The following is an 18,196-nucleotide window of genomic DNA, read 5'->3' as shown; positions in this document are numbered from 1 at the left end:
AAAAGGAGCCGTATAAATGAAGGATGGTCAATAATTTATTAGTTTAAACATTTCAAAAGTTTTTTTGTTGTTAGATATACCTAGAAATAGTAGTTTTAAAAAATGTCATTTCAAAATATGTATCTTAAATATAAATTCTAGTAAATTTGAATATGGATAAAAAGTAACATAAAAAATTTAAACAACATTTAATATTGAATATTCAGAATTTTTCTTGTATTATTTAATTAACCAACATACCGACTGGTTAGTATCTAACATTTGTTTAAAATGAAGCGAAAGTTTTGAGCAAAAATAGGGGCTTTATAAAATAAATACTAATTTTAGGAGGATTTGAAATGCACGTAAAAGAGTTATTTGATTTAACTGGTAAAGTAGCAATTATAACTGGTGGTGGACGAGGTCTAGGTGAACAAATCGCGAAAGGATTTGCTGAAGCAGGTGCGAATGTAGTACTTTGCTCTCGAAATGTAGAAGCATGCCAGGAAATTAGTGAAGAATTGAAAAGTTTAGGTGTAGAATCTTTTGCATTGAAGTGTGATGTAACAAACAAAGAGGATGTGCAAAGAGTAGTTGACGAAACGAAGGGGAAATTTGGCCGAGTTGATATTTTAGTAAACAATAGTGGTGCTTCTTGGGGCGCACCAGCTGAAGAAATGCCATTAGAGGCATGGAATAAAGTAATGAATGTTAATGTAACCGGTACGTTTTTAATGTCTCAAGCAGTAGGGAAAATCATGTTAGCACAAAAGTCCGGAAAAATTATTAATATTGCTTCGATTGCTGGCTTAGTGGGAACGAATCCAAACGTAATGAATGCTGTTGGTTATAGTGCAAGTAAAGGTGCAGTGATTAGTTTTACAAAAGATTTAGCTGCGAAATGGGGTCCAAGTGGCATTTATGTAAATGCAATAGCTCCTGGATTTTTCCCGACAAAAATGTCTAAAGATGTTATTTCCCACGGAACAGATGAAATATTAGAATCAATACCACTTAAGAAATTTGGAAATGAAGACGAGTTAAAAGGCGCGGCTTTATTTTTAGCAGCGCCAGCTTCGAATTATGTGACTGGGTCTGTTCTAGTTGTTGATGGTGGAACATCGATCGTTTAATGTTTGAAACATCATAATCAAAAAGGAGTTTTGTAAATGGGCAAACTTCATCTTTTGATGAAAAAAGAAGAAATTGATGATCAAAAACTTAACGATGAAAAGATAGTAGTCGTTTTTGATGTATTGCTTGCTACTTCAACAATTACAGCGGCTTTAGCCTTTGGTGCTAAAGAGGTCATACCTGTTATGAATGGACAAGAGGCAGTTCTTTTCACAAATAAAAATTTGGACAAAGAATATCTATTAATTGGGGAATATGAAGGGAATACAATTGAAGGTTTTCTATCTCCTAATCCATTAACATTAAAGAAAATCGTTGCTGATCAGTCAATCGTTTTATCAACAACGAATGGAACTGTGGCGTTAAAAAATTCCCAAAATGCAAAGAGAGTGTACGCGGCATCGATTTTGAATGCAAATGCAGTTGCAAATCACTTAAGACAATCCTACAAAGATGAGTCTGTTATTTTAGTATGTTCGGGGTCGTCAGGACAATTTAATATGGAAGACTTTTATGGAGCAGGTTATTTTATTGATTGCTTAGTAAATGAATCATGTCCTTTTGATTTATCCGATGCAGCTAAGTCTGCCCATTATTTTTACTTAGGTTTGAAAGAAAAATCTAATGAGATTTTAGCGGAATCGAATGTTGGTAAAATGTTATTTCGCTATGGATTTGAAGAGGAATTAAAATTTGTTTCTAGTAAAAGTATTTTTAATGTTGTACCGATATTTGCAGATGGTAAAAGCGTTATTAATGTCAACTTTTCAAAGGAAACTATTTAAATATTGTTCTATTAAACGCTGTAATATGTTAGGCAAACACTAGTTGTGAAAGGGATGATTGAATGGATTTTTTATATTCTCAAAAAATTAAAGAGCTTCAATTAAAATTAACAAAATTTATGGAAACCTATGTTTATCCTAATGAGCGAATATATGAGCAACAGTTAAATGCTCAAGAAACTCGGTGGAGTGATGTACCCCCGATTATGGAAGAATTAAAACATAAAGCAAAACAAGCAGGATTATGGAATTTATTTTTACCTGAAAGTGACCTAGGAGCAGGATTAACGAATTTAGAATACGCTCCATTATGCGAAATTATGGGGCGATCAATGATTGGACCGGAAGTATTTAATTGTAGTGCACCAGATACAGGAAATATGGAAGTTTTAGAAAGATATGGTACGAAAGAGCAAAAGGAAAAATGGTTAGTACCACTTTTAAATGGTGAAATTCGCTCTTGCTTTTCAATGACCGAGCCTGAGGTCGCTTCTTCTGATGCAACAAATATTGAAGCGAGGATCAAAAAAGAAGGTGATTATTATATTATTAATGGTCGAAAATGGTGGTCATCAGGAGCGGGGGATCCTAGATGTAAAATTGCAATATTTATGGGCAAAACGAACCCGGATGCACCTAAGTATGAACAGCAATCTATGATTCTAATCCCATTAAATACACCAGGTGTAAAAATCGAAAGGGTATTACCAGTATTCGGTTATGATCATGCACCACATGGACATGCAGAAATTACGTTTACAAATGTAAAAGTTCCTGAAAGCAATATTTTATGGGGAGAAGGGAAAGGATTTGCGATTGCACAAGGTAGACTTGGTCCAGGTCGCATCCACCATTGTATGAGATTAATTGGTGCTGCCGAACGTGCACTCGAAGAAATGTGTAAGCGTGTTCAAAATCGAGTAACATTTGGTAAGCCAATTGCAAATCAAGGCGTTATTCAAGAGTGGATTGCTAATTCAAGAATTGAAATTGAGCAAGCTAGATTACTAACCTTAAAGGCCGCATATATGATGGACACTGTTGGTAATAAAGAAGCGAAAGCAGAAATTGCAATGATAAAAGTCGTCGCACCTTCAATGGCTTTACGAGTAATTGATCGCGCTATTCAATCCTTTGGAGCTGCAGGTGTATCTGATGATTATACGTTAGCTGCACAATGGGCAAATGCGAGAACGTTAAGATTAGCTGATGGTCCAGATGAAGTACATCGAGCGCAGTTAGCAAGATTAGAATTAAAAAAACATGCTACTGAAAAAAACTTATCTACAATAAAAAGTTAATTCAAAATAAATTACAAGATTAAGAGAGGATCAATATGAGATTAAAAGATAAAGTCGCAGTTATTACAGGCGGAGGTAGTGGGATCGGGCGTGCTACTGCTATCCGCTTCGCAAAAGAGGGAGCAAAAATTGTTATAGCAGACATAAATGAAGTTACTGGCGAAGAAACGCTAAGTGAAATAAATGAACAAAATCAAGAAGCTATTTTCGTAAAAACGAATGTAGCCGAAAGCAAAAGCATTCAAAATTTGATGAAAAGAGCCGTTGAACATTTTGGTAGAATTGATATTTTGTTTAACAATGCTGGAATAGGAAACTCCGAAGTAAGAAGTGTAGACTTAGCAGAAGAGGAATGGGACCAAGTAATCGATATTAATCTAAAAAGTGTATTTTTAGGCATAAAATATGCTATTTCAGAGTTGAAAAAATCAGGCAATGGTGTGATTATCAATACAGCTAGTTTACTAGGTTTAAAAGGAAGGAAATATGTAAGTGCTTACAATGCTTCGAAAGGAGGAGTGGTTTTATTAACGCAAAATGCAGCATTAGAATACGGAAAATATAATATCCGAGTAAATGCCATTGCTCCAGGAATAATTGATACAAATATTATAAAGGAATGGAAAAATGATGAAAGAAAGTGGCCGATTTTATCCCGTGCAAATGCTCTTGGTAGAATAGGGACTCCAGATGAAATCGCATCAGCTGCACTATTTCTAGCATCTGATGAAGCCTCATTCGTAACTGGAGCAACGTTATCAGTTGATGGTGGAGGATTAATATTCTAATCTATTAGATTTGAAAAGTTGTTTAAAACTATATTCATGATCAGAAATGGAGAGTTATGTATGTCAACAAATAAAGTATGGTTAGCTCACTATCCTGAATATATTGCAAAAGAACTATCAATTCCGACAAAATCAATTCCAGAAATGTTTAACGAAGTTGCCGAAAACTACCCTAATCATTCTTGTCTATCATTTTATGGTAAAAAGAATACGTATAAAGAAGTACAATTGGCAGTAAAGAAATTTGCTTCTGCTTTACAAAAAGATGGCATTCAAAAAGGTGACCGAATAGCAATCATGCTTCCAAATTGTCCACAATATGTTATTTCATATTATGGAATTCTAACTGTAGGTGGTATTGTAACCCAAATAAATCCAATGTCTGTTGAAAGGGAACTAAAGGAAGTATTAAATGACTCTGGAACTGAAACGATTGTTGTATTAAATAGTTTGTACCCAAAAGTCAAACCGTTAATTGAAGAAACGAACTTACGGAAACTTATAGTAGTAAATTTAACTGGTACAGCAGAGAATGATGAAGAAGCAATATCATTTGGAAGTTTTTTGCAAAGTGGAAATCAAGAATTGAAACCTGTTTCGATTGATTCTCATGAAGATGTTGCAATTCTTCAATACACAGGTGGTACTACTGGACGTTCTAAAGGAGTAATGCTAACCCACCGAAATCTATACGCAAATATAATGCAGCAAAGTGAATTTTTTAAAGGCGCATTTGATCCAGGTTGTGAGCGGGTCTTATCCATCATACCGTTTTTCCATGTTTATGGAATGACTGTCTGTATTAATTTAAGTGTTTTTATGGCAAACGAAATGATCATCCTACCTCGTTTTGAAATTGAAGAAGTTTTAAATACGATAAAAAATGAACAACCTACACTATTTCCAGGTGTGCCTACAATGTATATTGCGTTAATAAATCATCCTGAGTCTGAAAAATATGGGATTGATGCAATTAAGCTTTGCAATAGTGGCAGTGCACCGATGCCAGTAGAACTCATGAAGCAATTTGAAAAAAAGACAGGTGCAACTATTTTAGAAGGCTATGGATTATCTGAAGCATCCCCAACTACTCATAGTAATCCTGCATTTGCTAAAAGAAAGCCTGGCACCGTGGGCATCCCTTATCCATCTACTGATTCAAAAATCGTTGACATAGCTAGCGGATTAGACGAAGTTCCAGTCGGTGAAATTGGTGAATTAATTATTAAAGGACCTCAAGTGATGAAAGGCTATTGGAATTTGCCAGAAGAAACGGCAAATACAATTAGAGATGGTTGGTTATATACAGGTGATATCGCGAGCGTTGATGAAGATGGATACGTCTCAATTTTAGATCGAAAAAAGGATATGATTATAGCAAGTGGCTTTAACGTGTATCCTCGTGAAATCGAAGAAGTAATTTATGAGCATCCCTACGTTAAAGAGGCTGTTGTAATAGGTGTACCCGACTCCTATAGAGGTGAAACAGTTAAAGCAGTGATTGTCCTTAAAAAAGATAAACATCTTCCCATTGAGGAAATGAAGGAATACTGCCAAAATCATTTAGCGACATATAAAGTTCCACGAATAATCGAATTCCGAAACGAACTTCCTAAAACCAATGTTGGCAAAATATTAAGAAGAGCTATTAGAGAAGAAGATAGCTCTATCTATCAAGGATAATGGAAGATAGGGTATTGTTAATATTCGTTAATACTACAATTACCTAAGCTTAAAAGTGAGCATAGTGGAAATCAACCACACATACTTATTTATCAACATATAAAAATTAGATTATGATAAAACCTTCCTTGTACTATGATATAATTCTATTGAATTTTTAAGATTGCGAGGACATCTAATGAAACAAAAAATAAAGGAACACTCTATACAGCTATTTGATAAAAAAGGATTTACGAGTACATCCATTCAAGATATCGTCGAATCGATCGGAGTGACAAAAGGAACTTTTTACTACTATTATACAAGCAAAGAACAGCTTCTTATGGAAATTCACCTTCAATTTATTGATGAAGTATTAAATGAGCAGGAAGAAGTTATTAATGATTCAAATAAAAGCTTTTCAGATAAGCTATTTGAAGTCATTTATTTAAGCCTAATGGATATTAAAAAGCAAGGTCCAAGTGCAAAAGTATTTTATCGTGAAATGAGACATTTAAATCCTGAAAGTTTAACAGAAATTAAAGCAAAAAGAGATTTATACAGATTTAATATTGAAAAACTTCTTAATGAAGGAATTAAAAATGGTGATTTAAGATCAGATTTAGACGTACCAATTGTTTCATTCGGTATTTTGGGTGTTATGAACTGGAGTTATGAATGGTATAACGCAGAAGGACAAAAAAATGCATTTGAAATAGCGAAGTCATTCCAAGAAATGATCTTAAAAGGGATTAAGGTAGGGGAGTAATCTACTGTCTCCTTCTCCTTTACATACCGACCAGTTAGTATTGGTAAATACGAAATAATTGATAAAGGTAGGTTTTTTTATGGAAAAATTCACCGTTACACCCAGATTTTGTGAAACCGATGCATTAGGTCATATTAACAATACTAGTTACTTTATTTATTTAGAAGAAGCGCGAATTAAATTCTTCCAATCGCTTGGCTATTCAATGAATCTAGATGATTGGAAATTTATTCTAGCGTCTACAAAATGTGATTTTGTGAATCAAGGTCACTTTAATCAAAAATTATCAGTATCGACCTATATTTCAAAAATAGGAAACAAAAGCTTTTATCTAGAACATGAAATTTGTTGTGAAGAGACAAAAAAGATGATTGCCACAGGTAATGCGATCATCGTATTTTTTAATTTTAAAGAACAGCGTAGTGAAGTACTTCCAGAAGTTTTTAGAGAACAGCTAGAAAGGCATTTAGTTGTAAAATAAACTGAATTTTCTAAAATGAAGGAGGGATAAATATGGCTGAAAAGGTAGAATTAGAAACGATTCAAGTTCGCAAAGGTGAAGAGTTAAATCCTCAAGTTTTACATAAATTTTTAGCAAAAAATATTGATGATCTCCCAGATGGAGAATTAGCGATTCGTCAGTTCTCAGCAGGGCATTCAAATTTAACCTATTTACTAAAAATTGGGGATTGGGAAGTTGTGTTAAGACGGCCGCCACTTGGCCCAGTTGCTCCAAAAGCACACGATATGGAAAGAGAATTTCGTATTTTATCAGAAATACATCCACACTTTTCGGCTGCACCTAAGCCCATTTTATATTCTGAAAATGAAGAAATTGTAGGCAGTCCATTTTTCATTATGGAAAGAAAAAATGGTGAAGTATTTGACTCATCATTTCATCCACATTTAAATGTAACAATTGAAGAGCGTAAAAGATTATCTAATGTAATGGTAAATAAGCTGGTTGAGTTACACTCCATTGATTATACAAAAACAAAACTCCTAGAAATAACGAAACCTGAGAATTTTATGGAAAGACAGGTTAACGGCTGGATTGGACGTTATAACAGGGCAAAGACTAGTGAAATTGCCGAGGTTGATCGACTAATGAGTTGGTTAATCAATAATGTACCAAAAAATCATCATTCATCAATTATTCATTATGATTTTAAATTAAATAATTCCATGTTTAGTCACGATTTAAAAGAAATGATTGGACTGTTTGATTGGGAAATGGCAACAATTGGTGATCCATTAGCTGATTTAGGTGTCGCTTTATGCTATTGGATTCAAAATGATGATCCAGATTTATTAAAATTTGGATTAGGTAAACCACCTGTTACGATTCAAGAGGGATTTATTACAAGAAATCAATTTATTGAGGCATATGCAAAAAAAAGTGGAAGAGATTTATCAAACATTCATTACTACATGGCTTTCGCTTATTTTAAATTAGCAGTAATTGTTCAACAAATTTTCTATCGATTTAAAGCAGGTCAAACAAGTGATCAACGTTTTGCAAAGTTTGATCAATTCGCAGAAAATCTGATTAGGATTGCCAATGATCTAGCAGTTAAATAGATTCATATAAAAGGAGTGAAATAAATGATTAATCAACATTTATTAATAGAAGTTAAAGAGCGGATTTTAACTTTAACGCTAAATAGACCAGAAAGTCTAAATTCTTTTAGTTATGAAATGTTAAATGGTATTACTGAAGCGCTTAATGAAGCAAAACTGAATCCAGAAATAAAAGCAATTGTACTAAAGGGTGCAGGTCGTTCATTTTCAGCAGGTGGAGATGTTAAAACGATGGGAAACGTCACGCCAAATGCAGTATATGAGCATATAGGAATCCTAAATACTGTTATTAAAACGATTCGTGAAATCGAAAAGCCTGTAATTGCTTCAGTACATGGTTTTGCAGCTGGTGCTGGTTTTAACTTGGCTTTAGCTTGTGATTTAATCATCGCAACAGACGATAGTAAATTTGCATTAAGCTTCTCTCAAGTGGGATTAATCTCAGATGGAGGCGGTTCTTATTTCCTACCAAGGTTAATCGGTCCATATTTAGCAAAACAGTTTTTCTTTACTGCAGAGCCAGTTCCTGCTGAAAGAATGTATCAACTAGGTATGATTAACAAACTCTTACCACCTGAAAACTTAGTTGAAGAAACAGTAAAATTTGCAAATATTATAGCCGCAGGTCCAGGAAAAGCAAATGGGATGATGAAAAAATTAATTAATCAATCCTTTACATCAACTTTAGATGAAATGCTAGAACTTGAAAGAATTACTCAGCCATTAATGGTCGCAACTGAAGATCATCAAGAAGGTGTTGCTGCATTTAAAGAAAAAAGAAAAGCGATTTTTACTAGTAAATAAAAAACTGAAAGGAAGTTTACAATGCAATCAATTCAATTTAAACAATTTGGTGGTCCTGAGGTATTAGAAAAGGTAGAACTTGAAAGACCAGTACCAAAGGGGAAAGAAGTATTAATTGAAGTGCATGCAGCAGGTGTCAATTATGCTGATACTGCGCGAAGAGAAAATCAATATGTAGTCAAAACTACTTTGCCATATGTACCTGGTGCTGAAGTTGCTGGAGTCGTAGTGGAAATTGGAGATGAGGTTACTTCAGTAAAAATTGGTGATCGAGTTGTTTCCATGTTGGAATGTGGTGGATATTCAGACTTTGCTTTGACAGATGAGCGGTCGATTATTCCTTTACCGAATGAGATGGATTTTAAAATAGCCGCTGCATTACCTGTCCAAGGATTAAGTGCTTACCATATCTTAAAAACGATGGGTATGTTAGAACCAGGAGAAACCGTTTTAGTTCATGCGGCAGCTGGTGGACTAGGTACGTTAGCAGTACAATTAGCGAAGCTTTTTGGAGCCGGCAAAGTAATCGCAACAGCAAGTACAGACGAAAAATTACAGCTTGCAAAAGAAATGGGCGCAGATGTATTAATCAATTATACAGAAGAAGGCTGGGAACAAAAAGTACTTGAAGCTACAAATGGAAATGGTGTAGATGTTGCCTTAGAGATGGCAGGTGGCGATGTTTTTTATAAAACGTTAGATTGTTTAGCTTATTTCGGAAGATTAGTTATTTATGGTGTAGCAAGTGGCCAGCAAAGTAAATTTTACCCATCTTCATTAATGGCAAAAAATCAATCAGTCATTGGGTTTTTCCTACCACCTCTTTTGAGAAAAAAGGCATTAATTAAACAAAGCCTAGAAGAGTTATTTACTTATTTAGCTGAAGGAAAATTAAAGATCACGATTGGAGAAGTATTTCCATTAAGTGAAGCATCAAATGTCCATACAATATTGCAATCAAGAAAAACTGTAGGAAAAGTGATTTTAGAGCCGAGAAAATAATGAATTTTTGATATGAAAAACTTTGATCAGATGAAACGGGGGAAATTTAAATGCATTTACGCCTGACTGACGAACAAAAAATGATTCAAAAAACAATTCGAAAATTTGTTGAAAAAGAATTAATTCCTTTAGAAAATGAAGTACTTAGAAATGAGCGTGAAGGAAGACCAAGCTTAGATCCCGAAATTGAAAAGGAACTTCAATTAAAAGCCAAAAAAGCTGGTTTCTGGGGAATTAATACACCTACTGAATATGGCGGTGCTGATTTAGGCCAAATGATGTTAGCAATTATATATATGGAAATTTCAAAAACTTTCGTTCCTTTTAAATTTGGTGGTTATGCTGATAATATTTTATTTTATTGTAACGAAGAACAGAAAAAGAAATACCTTATTCCGACAATAAATGGTGACAAAAAATCATGCTTTGCAATGACGGAGCCTAATGCGGGCTCTGATACTCAAAACATTAAAATGACCGCTGTAAAGGATGGGAATGATTGGGTATTAAACGGTGAGAAAACATTTATTACAGGCGGAAATGAAGCAGATTTTGTAATGGTCATTGCAATTACGGATAAAGAAAGACATCAAAAAACTGGTGGAAGAGATGGTGTAACTTGTTTTATAGTCGACCGAGAAATGGGTTGGAAATCTGAATTTATCCATACAATGGGCGAATGGGGACCAGCTGGTTTAGTATTTGATAATGTCCGTGTGCCTGTAGAAAATATTCTTGGTGAATTAAATGGTGGCTATAATTTAGGACTTGAATGGATCGGATTTGCAAGATGGATTGTAGGTGCCACTGCAGTTGGAGCAGCTGAACGTTTATTACAAATGGCCATAGATTATTCAAAAGAAAGGGAAACATTCGGAAAACCAATTGCCGAACGACAAGCTATACAGTGGCAAATAGCGGATTCTGCTGTTGAAATAGAAGCAGCCAAATGGCTTGTATTAAATGCAGCATATACACTCGATCAAGGAGAAGACAATAGACATTTAGCATCAATGGCGAAACTATATGGTTCGAATATGGGAAATCGAGTTGTTGACCGCGTACTTCAAATTCATGGTGGAATTGGATATACGAAAGAACTTCCGATTGAACGATGGTACCGTGAAGCAAGATTATGGAGAATATACGACGGTACTGATGAAATTCAACGCTTAATCATTTCACGTAATTTACTAAAAGGACATGTTAAATTAGGACAATACGTTTAAAAGATGGGAGAGAGGAATATGGCCGGAAGATTTGAAGGTAGAGTAGCCTTTGTAACAGGTGGTAGTCGAGGAATCGGAAAGGGAATTGTCGGATTATTTGCAAATGAAGGAGCAAAAGTAGCCATTATTGATGTGAATGAAGAAGCACTTTCACAAACTGCTTCAGAATTTAAACAGTATGAAATATACACTAAAGTTGCAAACGTTACTAACGCCAATGAAGTTGAAACTGCTATGAAAGAGGTACATGATACATTTGGTTCAATAGATATTATAGTCAATAACGCAGGTGTTATTCGCGATAATTTATTATTTAAAATGACAGACTCTGATTGGGATACTGTTATGGATGTTCACTTGAAAGGTTCTTTTAATGTTGTACGTGCTGCACAAGCCTATATGGTTAAACAAAAATATGGAAGAATCATTAATATTTCTTCAACATCTGCACTTGGAAACCGTGGCCAATCTAACTATGCAACTGCAAAGGCTGGTCTACAAGGTCTAACGAAAACCCTTGCAATTGAACTTGGTAAATATGGAATCACTTCTAATGCTGTAGCGCCAGGGTTTATTGAAACTGAAATGACGAAAGAAACAGCAAATCGAATCGGTATTACGTTTGAACAGCTTGTTGAAGCAAGCTTAAGCCAAATACCAGCGGGAAGAACAGGTAAACCAGAGGATATTGCAAATGCAGTTGCATTCTTTGCCGATGAAAAGTCTTCCTATGTAAATGGGCAAGTTTTATATGTTGCAGGCGGACCGAAAGCTTAAAAAAATGAGGTGAATTTAATGTTTAAATCGTTTATTGGTAAACGCTCTAAATCAGTCAAAAATACGGTAGAACGTGGTGCTGTGAAAAAATTTGCTGAAGCAATTGGGGATTTACATCCAATTTATGTTGATGAAGAATTCGGAAAACAAACTAGATATGGACAAAATATTGCTCCGACAACATTTCCTAGAGTATTTGAGTATGGAAAAATAGAGAATTTTAACTTACCTAATGTTGGACTAATTCATGGTGAGCAAACATTTGAATATAAAAGGCCACTTTTAGTTGGCGAAACCATTAATTGTTATACAGAGATAAAGGACTATTATGAAAAACGTGGTGGGCATGGATTTATGGGCTTTCTAGTCCTGTCAGATAACGGAGAGGATCAAGCAGGCAATATTATTTTTACGACTAAATCAGTTGTTATTATAACTGAAGAGGTTAGGAAGGTGTTAACGGTATGACGGTTTTATTAGATTTACATATTGGCGACACGTTAAAACCAGTCATACTTGAACCAGTATCTCGAATCGATTTAATAAAATATGCGGGAGCATCAGGTGATTACAATCCTATTCATACAATTGATGAAGAAGCAAAGAAAGCTGGTTTACCTGGGATTATTGCACATGGCATGTGGACAATGGGGAATTTAGCGAAGCTTTTTTCAGATTATTTAGAAGTAGGATTTATTGAGAATTACTCAATAAGATTTAAAAATATGGTATTTCTAAATGATGTCATCACATTAAATTCTATACTTGATAAAGTTGATGAAAACAACCTACATTTTAAAGTAAACGCAAAGAACCAGAACGATGTAACAGTTATTACTGGTAAAATTTTATTTAAATTATATGAATGATACTGATTCTAATTGGGACTTCTAAAAGGAGTCCCTTTTGTATTTTACAATTTCAACTTGTATAAATGTTAATTTTACATTAAATAGGATTTGGATACAGTAGATTTACACATAATATTAAAAAACGAAATAGGTGAGAAAAATGGATCTTTCATTTGATAAATTATTAGAGCAATTTGATTTGAAAAAAAATGAACACCAAAAAAATTTGCATAAGGTTAACAAAAGAATAGATGAAATAGAATCTCATATGGAAGAAATTAAAAAGCAATTACATAATTTTGACCATCAAATTGTTAATATAGAAAAAGATTTAAAAACTACACTATCAATGATTAGCAGTGAAACTGAATCAAGCACACATCACAATATAGATCATAATAAAGGACATGACGAGCAAAACGAGCATCATGAACATCATGAGCAAAACAGACATCAAAAGCATCACAAAGGTCATGAACTCCATCCTGATCATCCTAATTGGGCTGAAAATTTAATACATAATGTGGAGGAATTTTCAGCAAGTATATTTGAACCAAAGCATGAAGGTCATAAAGAGCATCAGGGACATCAAGATCATCAAAATCATCATGAACATCCTCAACAACAGCAACAAGAGCATTCAGGATATGAACAGTTTGAGGAAAAGCAACATAACTCAAGAGTAGCTAATAGGAAAAAGTATAATAATCAAAATATAGAAGATATAAACCAGTATTCTGTAAGTACAATGGACGAAAGTCAAACGAGCGGTATAACTGGAATAACGAGTATTAATCAAAAAAATTATTCGGAATTATCATCTGATTTCACAAATCATAATGAAGAACAACACCAACATAACAACCATGGTAACGTCTCTAATGAAAAGAAGACATCTGAACAATTATTAGAAACGGATTTTTCTGATTTATCAATTGATGATTGGGAGGACTCTACTACCAACTTATCGATGTCAGAATGGTTTGAAGTTGATCCTAATGATAAAAGATAGGATCATTTGATCAATTTAATTGATTGTGGAGCCAAGTCGCTATCCATTCGATACATTTAGCAAAATCAGTAGTGATATTCAACAAAATGGCGTTATTTGAAAAATTTATTTGCAACTGGGCAAATGCATTACTTCTAAAAAGTGAAGTAATGCATTTTTGCTTTTTAGAGGAAATACACTCTGATTTGGTGAATTTATCAAGAAAATGCAACTAATTATGTATTTTTGCGCTATGATGGTACATAAAGATATAAAATTGAGAATATATAGAGAGTTAATATAGTGGGGGCGATAAAGTTATTCTAGTAGGCTATTTTGGTCCCAGTATAGGCTTTGTGAAAATTTGTGATTTGAATAAGAAAATAGATAGGAGTTAATATGTCTAAGAAAACAATAGTATTTACAGGTGGTGGCTCTGCGGGGCATGTAACACCAAATATCGCCATTATTAATGAGTTAAATAAAAATGATTGGGATATCCATTATATTGGATCTAAAAAAGGAATTGAAAAGGAACTAATAAATAAAATTGAATTACCTTATTACGGGATTTCAAGCGGAAAATTAAGACGATATATAGATTTTGAAAATATTATTGATATGTTTCGAGTAATAAAAGGCTGTCTTGACGCAAGAAGAGCATTAAAAAAAATTAAGCCGAGTTTAGTTTTTTCAAAGGGTGGCTTTGTTTCTGTACCAGTAATCATTGCCGCTAGCACATTGAAAATTCCAATTTTTATACATGAAAGTGATATGACACCAGGACTTGCAAATAAAATTTCCCAGCGATTTGCTACAAAAATTTTCACTTCTTTTGAAGAAGCAAAAAATTATTTTCCAAAAAATAAAACAACGGTAATTGGTTCACCTATAAGAAAAGAATTATTAAATGGCTCAAGACAAAAGGGCATAGAATTCCTTAATTTTAAAAGTTATATACCAATATTAACAATTATGGGTGGAAGTTTAGGTGCAAAGAAAATCAATGAAACTGTTAGAGAATCATTACAGGATCTAACGAAAAAGTATCAGATTGTCCATCTATGTGGTAAAGGAAATGTTGATGAAAATTTAAAAAATATTCAAGGATATAAGCAATTTGAATATATTCATGACGAACTAGCAGATGTACTGGCCGCATCTCAAATGATTATCACTAGAGGTGGCTCAAATGCAATATTTGAATTTTTAGCATTACATAAACCGATGTTAATCATCCCACTTACGAAAAATCAAAGTAGGGGAGACCAAATCTTAAATGCAAATTCTTTTAAAGATAAAGGCTTTGCATTAATGATGGAAGAAGAGGATTTAACGACTAAATCACTCCAAGAATCGATTGAAGAACTTCAAACTAAAAAGGACTTTTTCATTACCAATATGAATTCATCGAATCAAAGTGAAGCACTTGATCTACTACTTGAGGAAATAAATAGTAATTAATTCGATTAAAGCATTCTTCTACATAAAGGAAGAAATGCTTTTTTGTTGAATAACTCTAATGGGACTAAGAGAATTATTGTAAGAAGAAGGTGGAAAATTTGATTACAGAAAAACAATTAAACGAAATTAGCATTTTACAAGATACATGCGAAAAATTTGATGAAATAACGTTAAAGTTAAACTGGGAAATGTTAAGAAATCGAAGAAAAGATGTAAAAGAAGATTTCTTTCACTATGAAGAAAATCAATTAGTTGGATTTTTAGCGACTTATTATTTTGGAGAAAAAGTTGAAATCTGCGGTATGGTTCATCCTGAATTTCGTCGAAAAGGAATTTTTTCTAGTTTGTTAAATGAAGCACTGAATTCAATTGCTCCAGCCACTACCATTTTATTAAATGCTCCTGAAGCTTCAGCACCAGCGAAAGAATTTATTCGAAATCAAAAAAATTGTACCTATTCTTTTTCTGAATATCAAATGGCTTGGAAAAACCAAGAGGTAAAAGAATTTACACCAATCGTTAAATTCACGAAAGCAGAGCAAGTAGATTTCGCATTTATTTCAAATTTAGATGTTGTATGTTTTGGATTTGAAAATAGTGATGCAGAGAAGTACAACCAACGCATTTTAAATGAACCAGATCGTGATTTATTTATAATAGAAGTAAATGATGAAAAAATTGGTAAAATGAGCTTGCTTCGAGAAAAAAATGAGAGTTGGATTTATGGTTTTGCAATACTTCCAGACTACCAAGGTAGGGGATATGGAAAAAATGCATTACTCCAAACCATTCAAATAGAAAGCGAAATTGGAAACGAAATTCATTTAGAAGTTGCTCTAGAAAATAGTAACGCGAAGAAATTATATATCGATTGTGGATTTAGACAATATAACACTCAAGATTATTATAGAATTAGTCAATAATTAGTAAGAGTCTGTCTTTTTTTAAGATAGTCTCTTTTTTTATGGACTTAATAATTTTATCATTATGAAAATATCTATGTTACACTAGAAATGGATTAAATGGTAAAGGGTGAAAGTTTTGGAAAAAATAAGAGGATTTGAAGTAGCAAAAGGATTCGAAAATTGGGGAGTGAATCTACCAAAAAGAGCAACAACTCATGCAGCTGGGTATGATATCGAATGTATTGAAGAAACAATTATAAATCCAAACGAGATCAAACTTGTTGGTACAGGATTAAAAGCGTATATGCAAAAAGACGAATTTTTAGCATTATTTGTACGCTCGTCTACACCGTTAAAGAAAGGTTTAATGAAAGGAAATGGGGTAGGGGTTATTGACTCAGACTACTACAGCAATCCTTCAAACGATGGCCATATCATGATGCAATTAATAAATGTATCAAAGGAGCCTGTTATCATTCAAAAAGGTGAGAGAATAGGACAAGCTGTTTTCCAAAAGTTCTTATTAGCTGATGATGATTTCGCAGGGGAAGAACGAGTAAGTGGCTTTGGAAGTACTGGCAAATAAAAATGCAGAAAAAAAAGAACTCGAGCAGATCGAGTTCTTTTTTTTGTAATTAGTCTAACATTTTTGCAAGTTTTGGTGATAAAGCAAGTAAGATTAAACCAGCAACGATTGCTGCTCCACCTACTACTAAGAATACCTGTAACATACCAAGAGTTGTTGTAAATGCAGCTAATTGACCACCAACTAAGTTTGCAATGAAACTTGATGATAACCATACACCCATTAATAATGAAGCAAGTTTAGCAGGTGCATAACGAGATACTGCTGATAATCCAACTGGTGAAAGGACTAATTCAGCAATTGTATGGAAGAAATATGTCATAACCATGAATATCATGTTTGCTTTTACAGTAATATGATTTGGATCAGAACCTGTTTTCATAACTGCCATAATTGTGAATGCGAAACCAACACCTAATAGGATAAGACCCATTGCCATTTTCGCAGGAACGCTAATGTTTTTACCATTTTTCGCCATTTTAATCCAGATCATAGAAAGAACTGGAGCGAAAAGCATAATGAATAATGGGTTAACAGATTGGAACCATGCAGATGGTACATTGAAGCTTCCAACTTTAAGATCTAAGAAACGCTCAGTATAAAGTGTTAATGATGAACCAGCTTGTTCAAATCCAGCCCAGAAAAATACTACGAATGCAGCTAAGATAAAGATAACTGTAGTACGTTGTTTTTCTTTTTTAGTAAGAGGAATATCCTTTACTGAAGCACTGTTACCCTCTTTGACAACTTTTGCATTAGGTTTAGTACCTAAATCACCTAAATATTTTTGAGCTAATACGTTGAAAATAATTTGACCAATAATCATACCGATTGCAGATGCTAAGAAACCATAACGGTAACCAAATAAATCATCGCCAGCAGCATTTTTAGACATAAATAAAGTTTGTGCTAAATAACCAGTAACAAGTGGAGCAAAGAATGCACCTAAGTTGATACCCATGTAGAAGATTGTGAATGCACCATCACGACGTGGGTCATCTCCTTCATAAAGTTCACCAACAATAGTTGAAATGTTTGGCTTGAAGAAACCATTACCGATAATCATTAAAATTAAACCAAGATATAAACCAGTTGAAGAATGAATACCGAATAATGCGATATTACCAGCCGCCATAATAATACCACCAATTGTTATAGCAGAACGTTTTGCAAGGAAATTATCTGTAATCCAACCACCAATGATTGGAGTGAAATATACAAGTCCAGTAAATAATCCATAAAGTTGTAGTGCCCAAGCATCTTTAAATCCAAGTCCACCTTGAACTACTGAAGTTGTTAAATAAAGAACTAAAAGTGCACGCATTCCATAATAACTAAAGCGCTCCCAAGCCTCAGTTGCAAAAAGTAAGTAAAGGCCAGGTGGGTGTTTCGTTTTTTGATTTTGCTCGTTTGATGAAACGTTTTGTTTTGCTGCTACGCTCATTCAAATTCCTCCCTCATAAGTGCTATTCTGTGTATTTTTCTGTATGAATATTTATTGTCGTCAATTCATGTACTATTCTGTCAATTTATTGTAAAAAATAATTTCCGAATTCAACAAATTTCGACAATTTAAGTTAAAAAAAAT

Annotated in this window: 19 protein-coding genes; 18 read left to right on the top strand and 1 reads right to left on the bottom strand. The window is 33.7% G+C overall.

Going from position 1 to position 18,196, the window contains the following annotated elements:
• The first annotated feature begins 338 nt into the window (after nucleotides 1-338).
• The 18 genes from ACFVRR_RS21515 (at nucleotide 339) to ACFVRR_RS21430 (ending at nucleotide 16,608) form a co-directional block, all read left to right on the top strand.
• Entirely contained in the window at nucleotides 339-1,112 is a 774-nt protein-coding gene (locus ACFVRR_RS21515; protein ID WP_387332517.1) for an SDR family oxidoreductase, read from the top strand.
• Nucleotides 1,113-1,148: 36 nt separating this feature from the next.
• Nucleotides 1,149-1,898 carry a 2-phosphosulfolactate phosphatase gene (locus tag ACFVRR_RS21510; RefSeq protein ID WP_387332515.1) on the top strand — a complete coding sequence of 250 codons (750 nt, stop codon included), beginning with the start codon at nucleotides 1,149-1,151 and terminating at the stop codon, nucleotides 1,896-1,898.
• Between the two features lie 62 nt (nucleotides 1,899-1,960).
• Nucleotides 1,961-3,199 carry an acyl-CoA dehydrogenase family protein gene (locus ACFVRR_RS21505; RefSeq protein ID WP_387332513.1) on the top strand — a complete coding sequence of 413 codons (1,239 nt, stop codon included), beginning with the start codon at nucleotides 1,961-1,963 and terminating at the stop codon, nucleotides 3,197-3,199.
• 35 nt (nucleotides 3,200-3,234) lie between these two features.
• Nucleotides 3,235-3,987, top strand: coding sequence for an SDR family NAD(P)-dependent oxidoreductase (locus ACFVRR_RS21500; protein ID WP_387332511.1), 753 nt, complete (start codon nucleotides 3,235-3,237; stop codon nucleotides 3,985-3,987).
• 60 nt (nucleotides 3,988-4,047) lie between these two features.
• Complete coding sequence (locus ACFVRR_RS21495) at nucleotides 4,048-5,670, top strand: long-chain-fatty-acid--CoA ligase (protein WP_387332509.1); 1,623 nt, start codon at nucleotides 4,048-4,050, stop codon at nucleotides 5,668-5,670.
• Between the two features lie 178 nt (nucleotides 5,671-5,848).
• Nucleotides 5,849-6,418, top strand: a complete 570-nt coding sequence (locus ACFVRR_RS21490; protein ID WP_098863098.1) for a TetR/AcrR family transcriptional regulator — start codon at nucleotides 5,849-5,851, stop codon at nucleotides 6,416-6,418.
• A gap of 79 nt (nucleotides 6,419-6,497) precedes the next feature.
• The gene (locus tag ACFVRR_RS21485; RefSeq protein WP_387332506.1) at nucleotides 6,498-6,899 is read left to right on the top strand and encodes an acyl-CoA thioesterase; all 402 of its coding nucleotides are present in this window, start codon (nucleotides 6,498-6,500) and stop codon (nucleotides 6,897-6,899) included.
• Between the two features lie 32 nt (nucleotides 6,900-6,931).
• Complete coding sequence (locus ACFVRR_RS21480) at nucleotides 6,932-7,999, top strand: phosphotransferase family protein (RefSeq protein WP_387332504.1); 1,068 nt, start codon at nucleotides 6,932-6,934, stop codon at nucleotides 7,997-7,999.
• A gap of 24 nt (nucleotides 8,000-8,023) precedes the next feature.
• Nucleotides 8,024-8,803, top strand: coding sequence for an enoyl-CoA hydratase/isomerase family protein (locus ACFVRR_RS21475; protein WP_387332502.1), 780 nt, complete (start codon nucleotides 8,024-8,026; stop codon nucleotides 8,801-8,803).
• A 21-nt stretch (nucleotides 8,804-8,824) separates the two neighbouring features.
• Nucleotides 8,825-9,805 (top strand): quinone oxidoreductase family protein, encoded by a 981-nt coding sequence (locus ACFVRR_RS21470; protein ID WP_098565696.1) that lies wholly within the window; start codon nucleotides 8,825-8,827, stop codon nucleotides 9,803-9,805.
• A 50-nt stretch (nucleotides 9,806-9,855) separates the two neighbouring features.
• Complete coding sequence (locus tag ACFVRR_RS21465) at nucleotides 9,856-11,034, top strand: acyl-CoA dehydrogenase family protein (RefSeq protein WP_387332500.1); 1,179 nt, start codon at nucleotides 9,856-9,858, stop codon at nucleotides 11,032-11,034.
• Nucleotides 11,035-11,052: 18 nt separating this feature from the next.
• Nucleotides 11,053-11,811 (top strand): 3-oxoacyl-ACP reductase FabG, encoded by a 759-nt coding sequence (fabG, locus tag ACFVRR_RS21460; RefSeq protein ID WP_387332498.1) that lies wholly within the window; start codon nucleotides 11,053-11,055, stop codon nucleotides 11,809-11,811.
• 18 nt (nucleotides 11,812-11,829) lie between these two features.
• Nucleotides 11,830-12,279, top strand: a complete 450-nt coding sequence (locus ACFVRR_RS21455; protein ID WP_387332496.1) for a MaoC family dehydratase N-terminal domain-containing protein — start codon at nucleotides 11,830-11,832, stop codon at nucleotides 12,277-12,279.
• Nucleotides 12,276-12,680: a MaoC/PaaZ C-terminal domain-containing protein gene (locus ACFVRR_RS21450; protein WP_387332494.1), complete on the top strand. Its 405-nt coding sequence runs from the start codon at nucleotides 12,276-12,278 to the stop codon at nucleotides 12,678-12,680. The genes ACFVRR_RS21455 and ACFVRR_RS21450 overlap by 4 nt, the downstream gene beginning before the upstream one ends.
• Nucleotides 12,681-12,822: 142 nt before the next feature.
• Nucleotides 12,823-13,674, top strand: a complete 852-nt coding sequence (locus ACFVRR_RS21445) for a hypothetical protein (protein ID WP_387332492.1) — start codon at nucleotides 12,823-12,825, stop codon at nucleotides 13,672-13,674.
• Nucleotides 13,675-14,052: 378 nt separating this feature from the next.
• Nucleotides 14,053-15,117 (top strand): undecaprenyldiphospho-muramoylpentapeptide beta-N-acetylglucosaminyltransferase, encoded by a 1,065-nt coding sequence (locus tag ACFVRR_RS21440; RefSeq protein WP_387332491.1) that lies wholly within the window; start codon nucleotides 14,053-14,055, stop codon nucleotides 15,115-15,117.
• Between the two features lie 98 nt (nucleotides 15,118-15,215).
• Nucleotides 15,216-16,040, top strand: a complete 825-nt coding sequence (locus ACFVRR_RS21435) for a GNAT family N-acetyltransferase (protein ID WP_387332489.1) — start codon at nucleotides 15,216-15,218, stop codon at nucleotides 16,038-16,040.
• A gap of 118 nt (nucleotides 16,041-16,158) precedes the next feature.
• The gene (locus tag ACFVRR_RS21430) at nucleotides 16,159-16,608 is read left to right on the top strand and encodes a dCTP deaminase domain-containing protein (RefSeq protein ID WP_387332487.1); all 450 of its coding nucleotides are present in this window, start codon (nucleotides 16,159-16,161) and stop codon (nucleotides 16,606-16,608) included.
• A 49-nt stretch (nucleotides 16,609-16,657) separates the two neighbouring features.
• Here the strand turns inward: ACFVRR_RS21430 and ACFVRR_RS21425 are convergent, their stop codons facing one another.
• Nucleotides 16,658-18,052 carry a peptide MFS transporter gene (locus tag ACFVRR_RS21425; protein ID WP_387332485.1) on the bottom strand — a complete coding sequence of 465 codons (1,395 nt, stop codon included), beginning with the start codon at nucleotides 18,050-18,052 and terminating at the stop codon, nucleotides 16,658-16,660.
• Nucleotides 18,053-18,196 lie beyond the last annotated feature (144 nt).

The sequence above is a fragment of the Gottfriedia sp. NPDC057948 genome, from assembly GCF_042887255.1.
In the GTDB taxonomy this organism is placed as follows: Bacteria; Bacillota; Bacilli; order Bacillales; family Bacillaceae_G; genus Gottfriedia.
The sequence above is the reverse complement of the archived record's forward strand: the minus strand, read 5'-3'. Positions and strand labels throughout refer to the sequence as shown.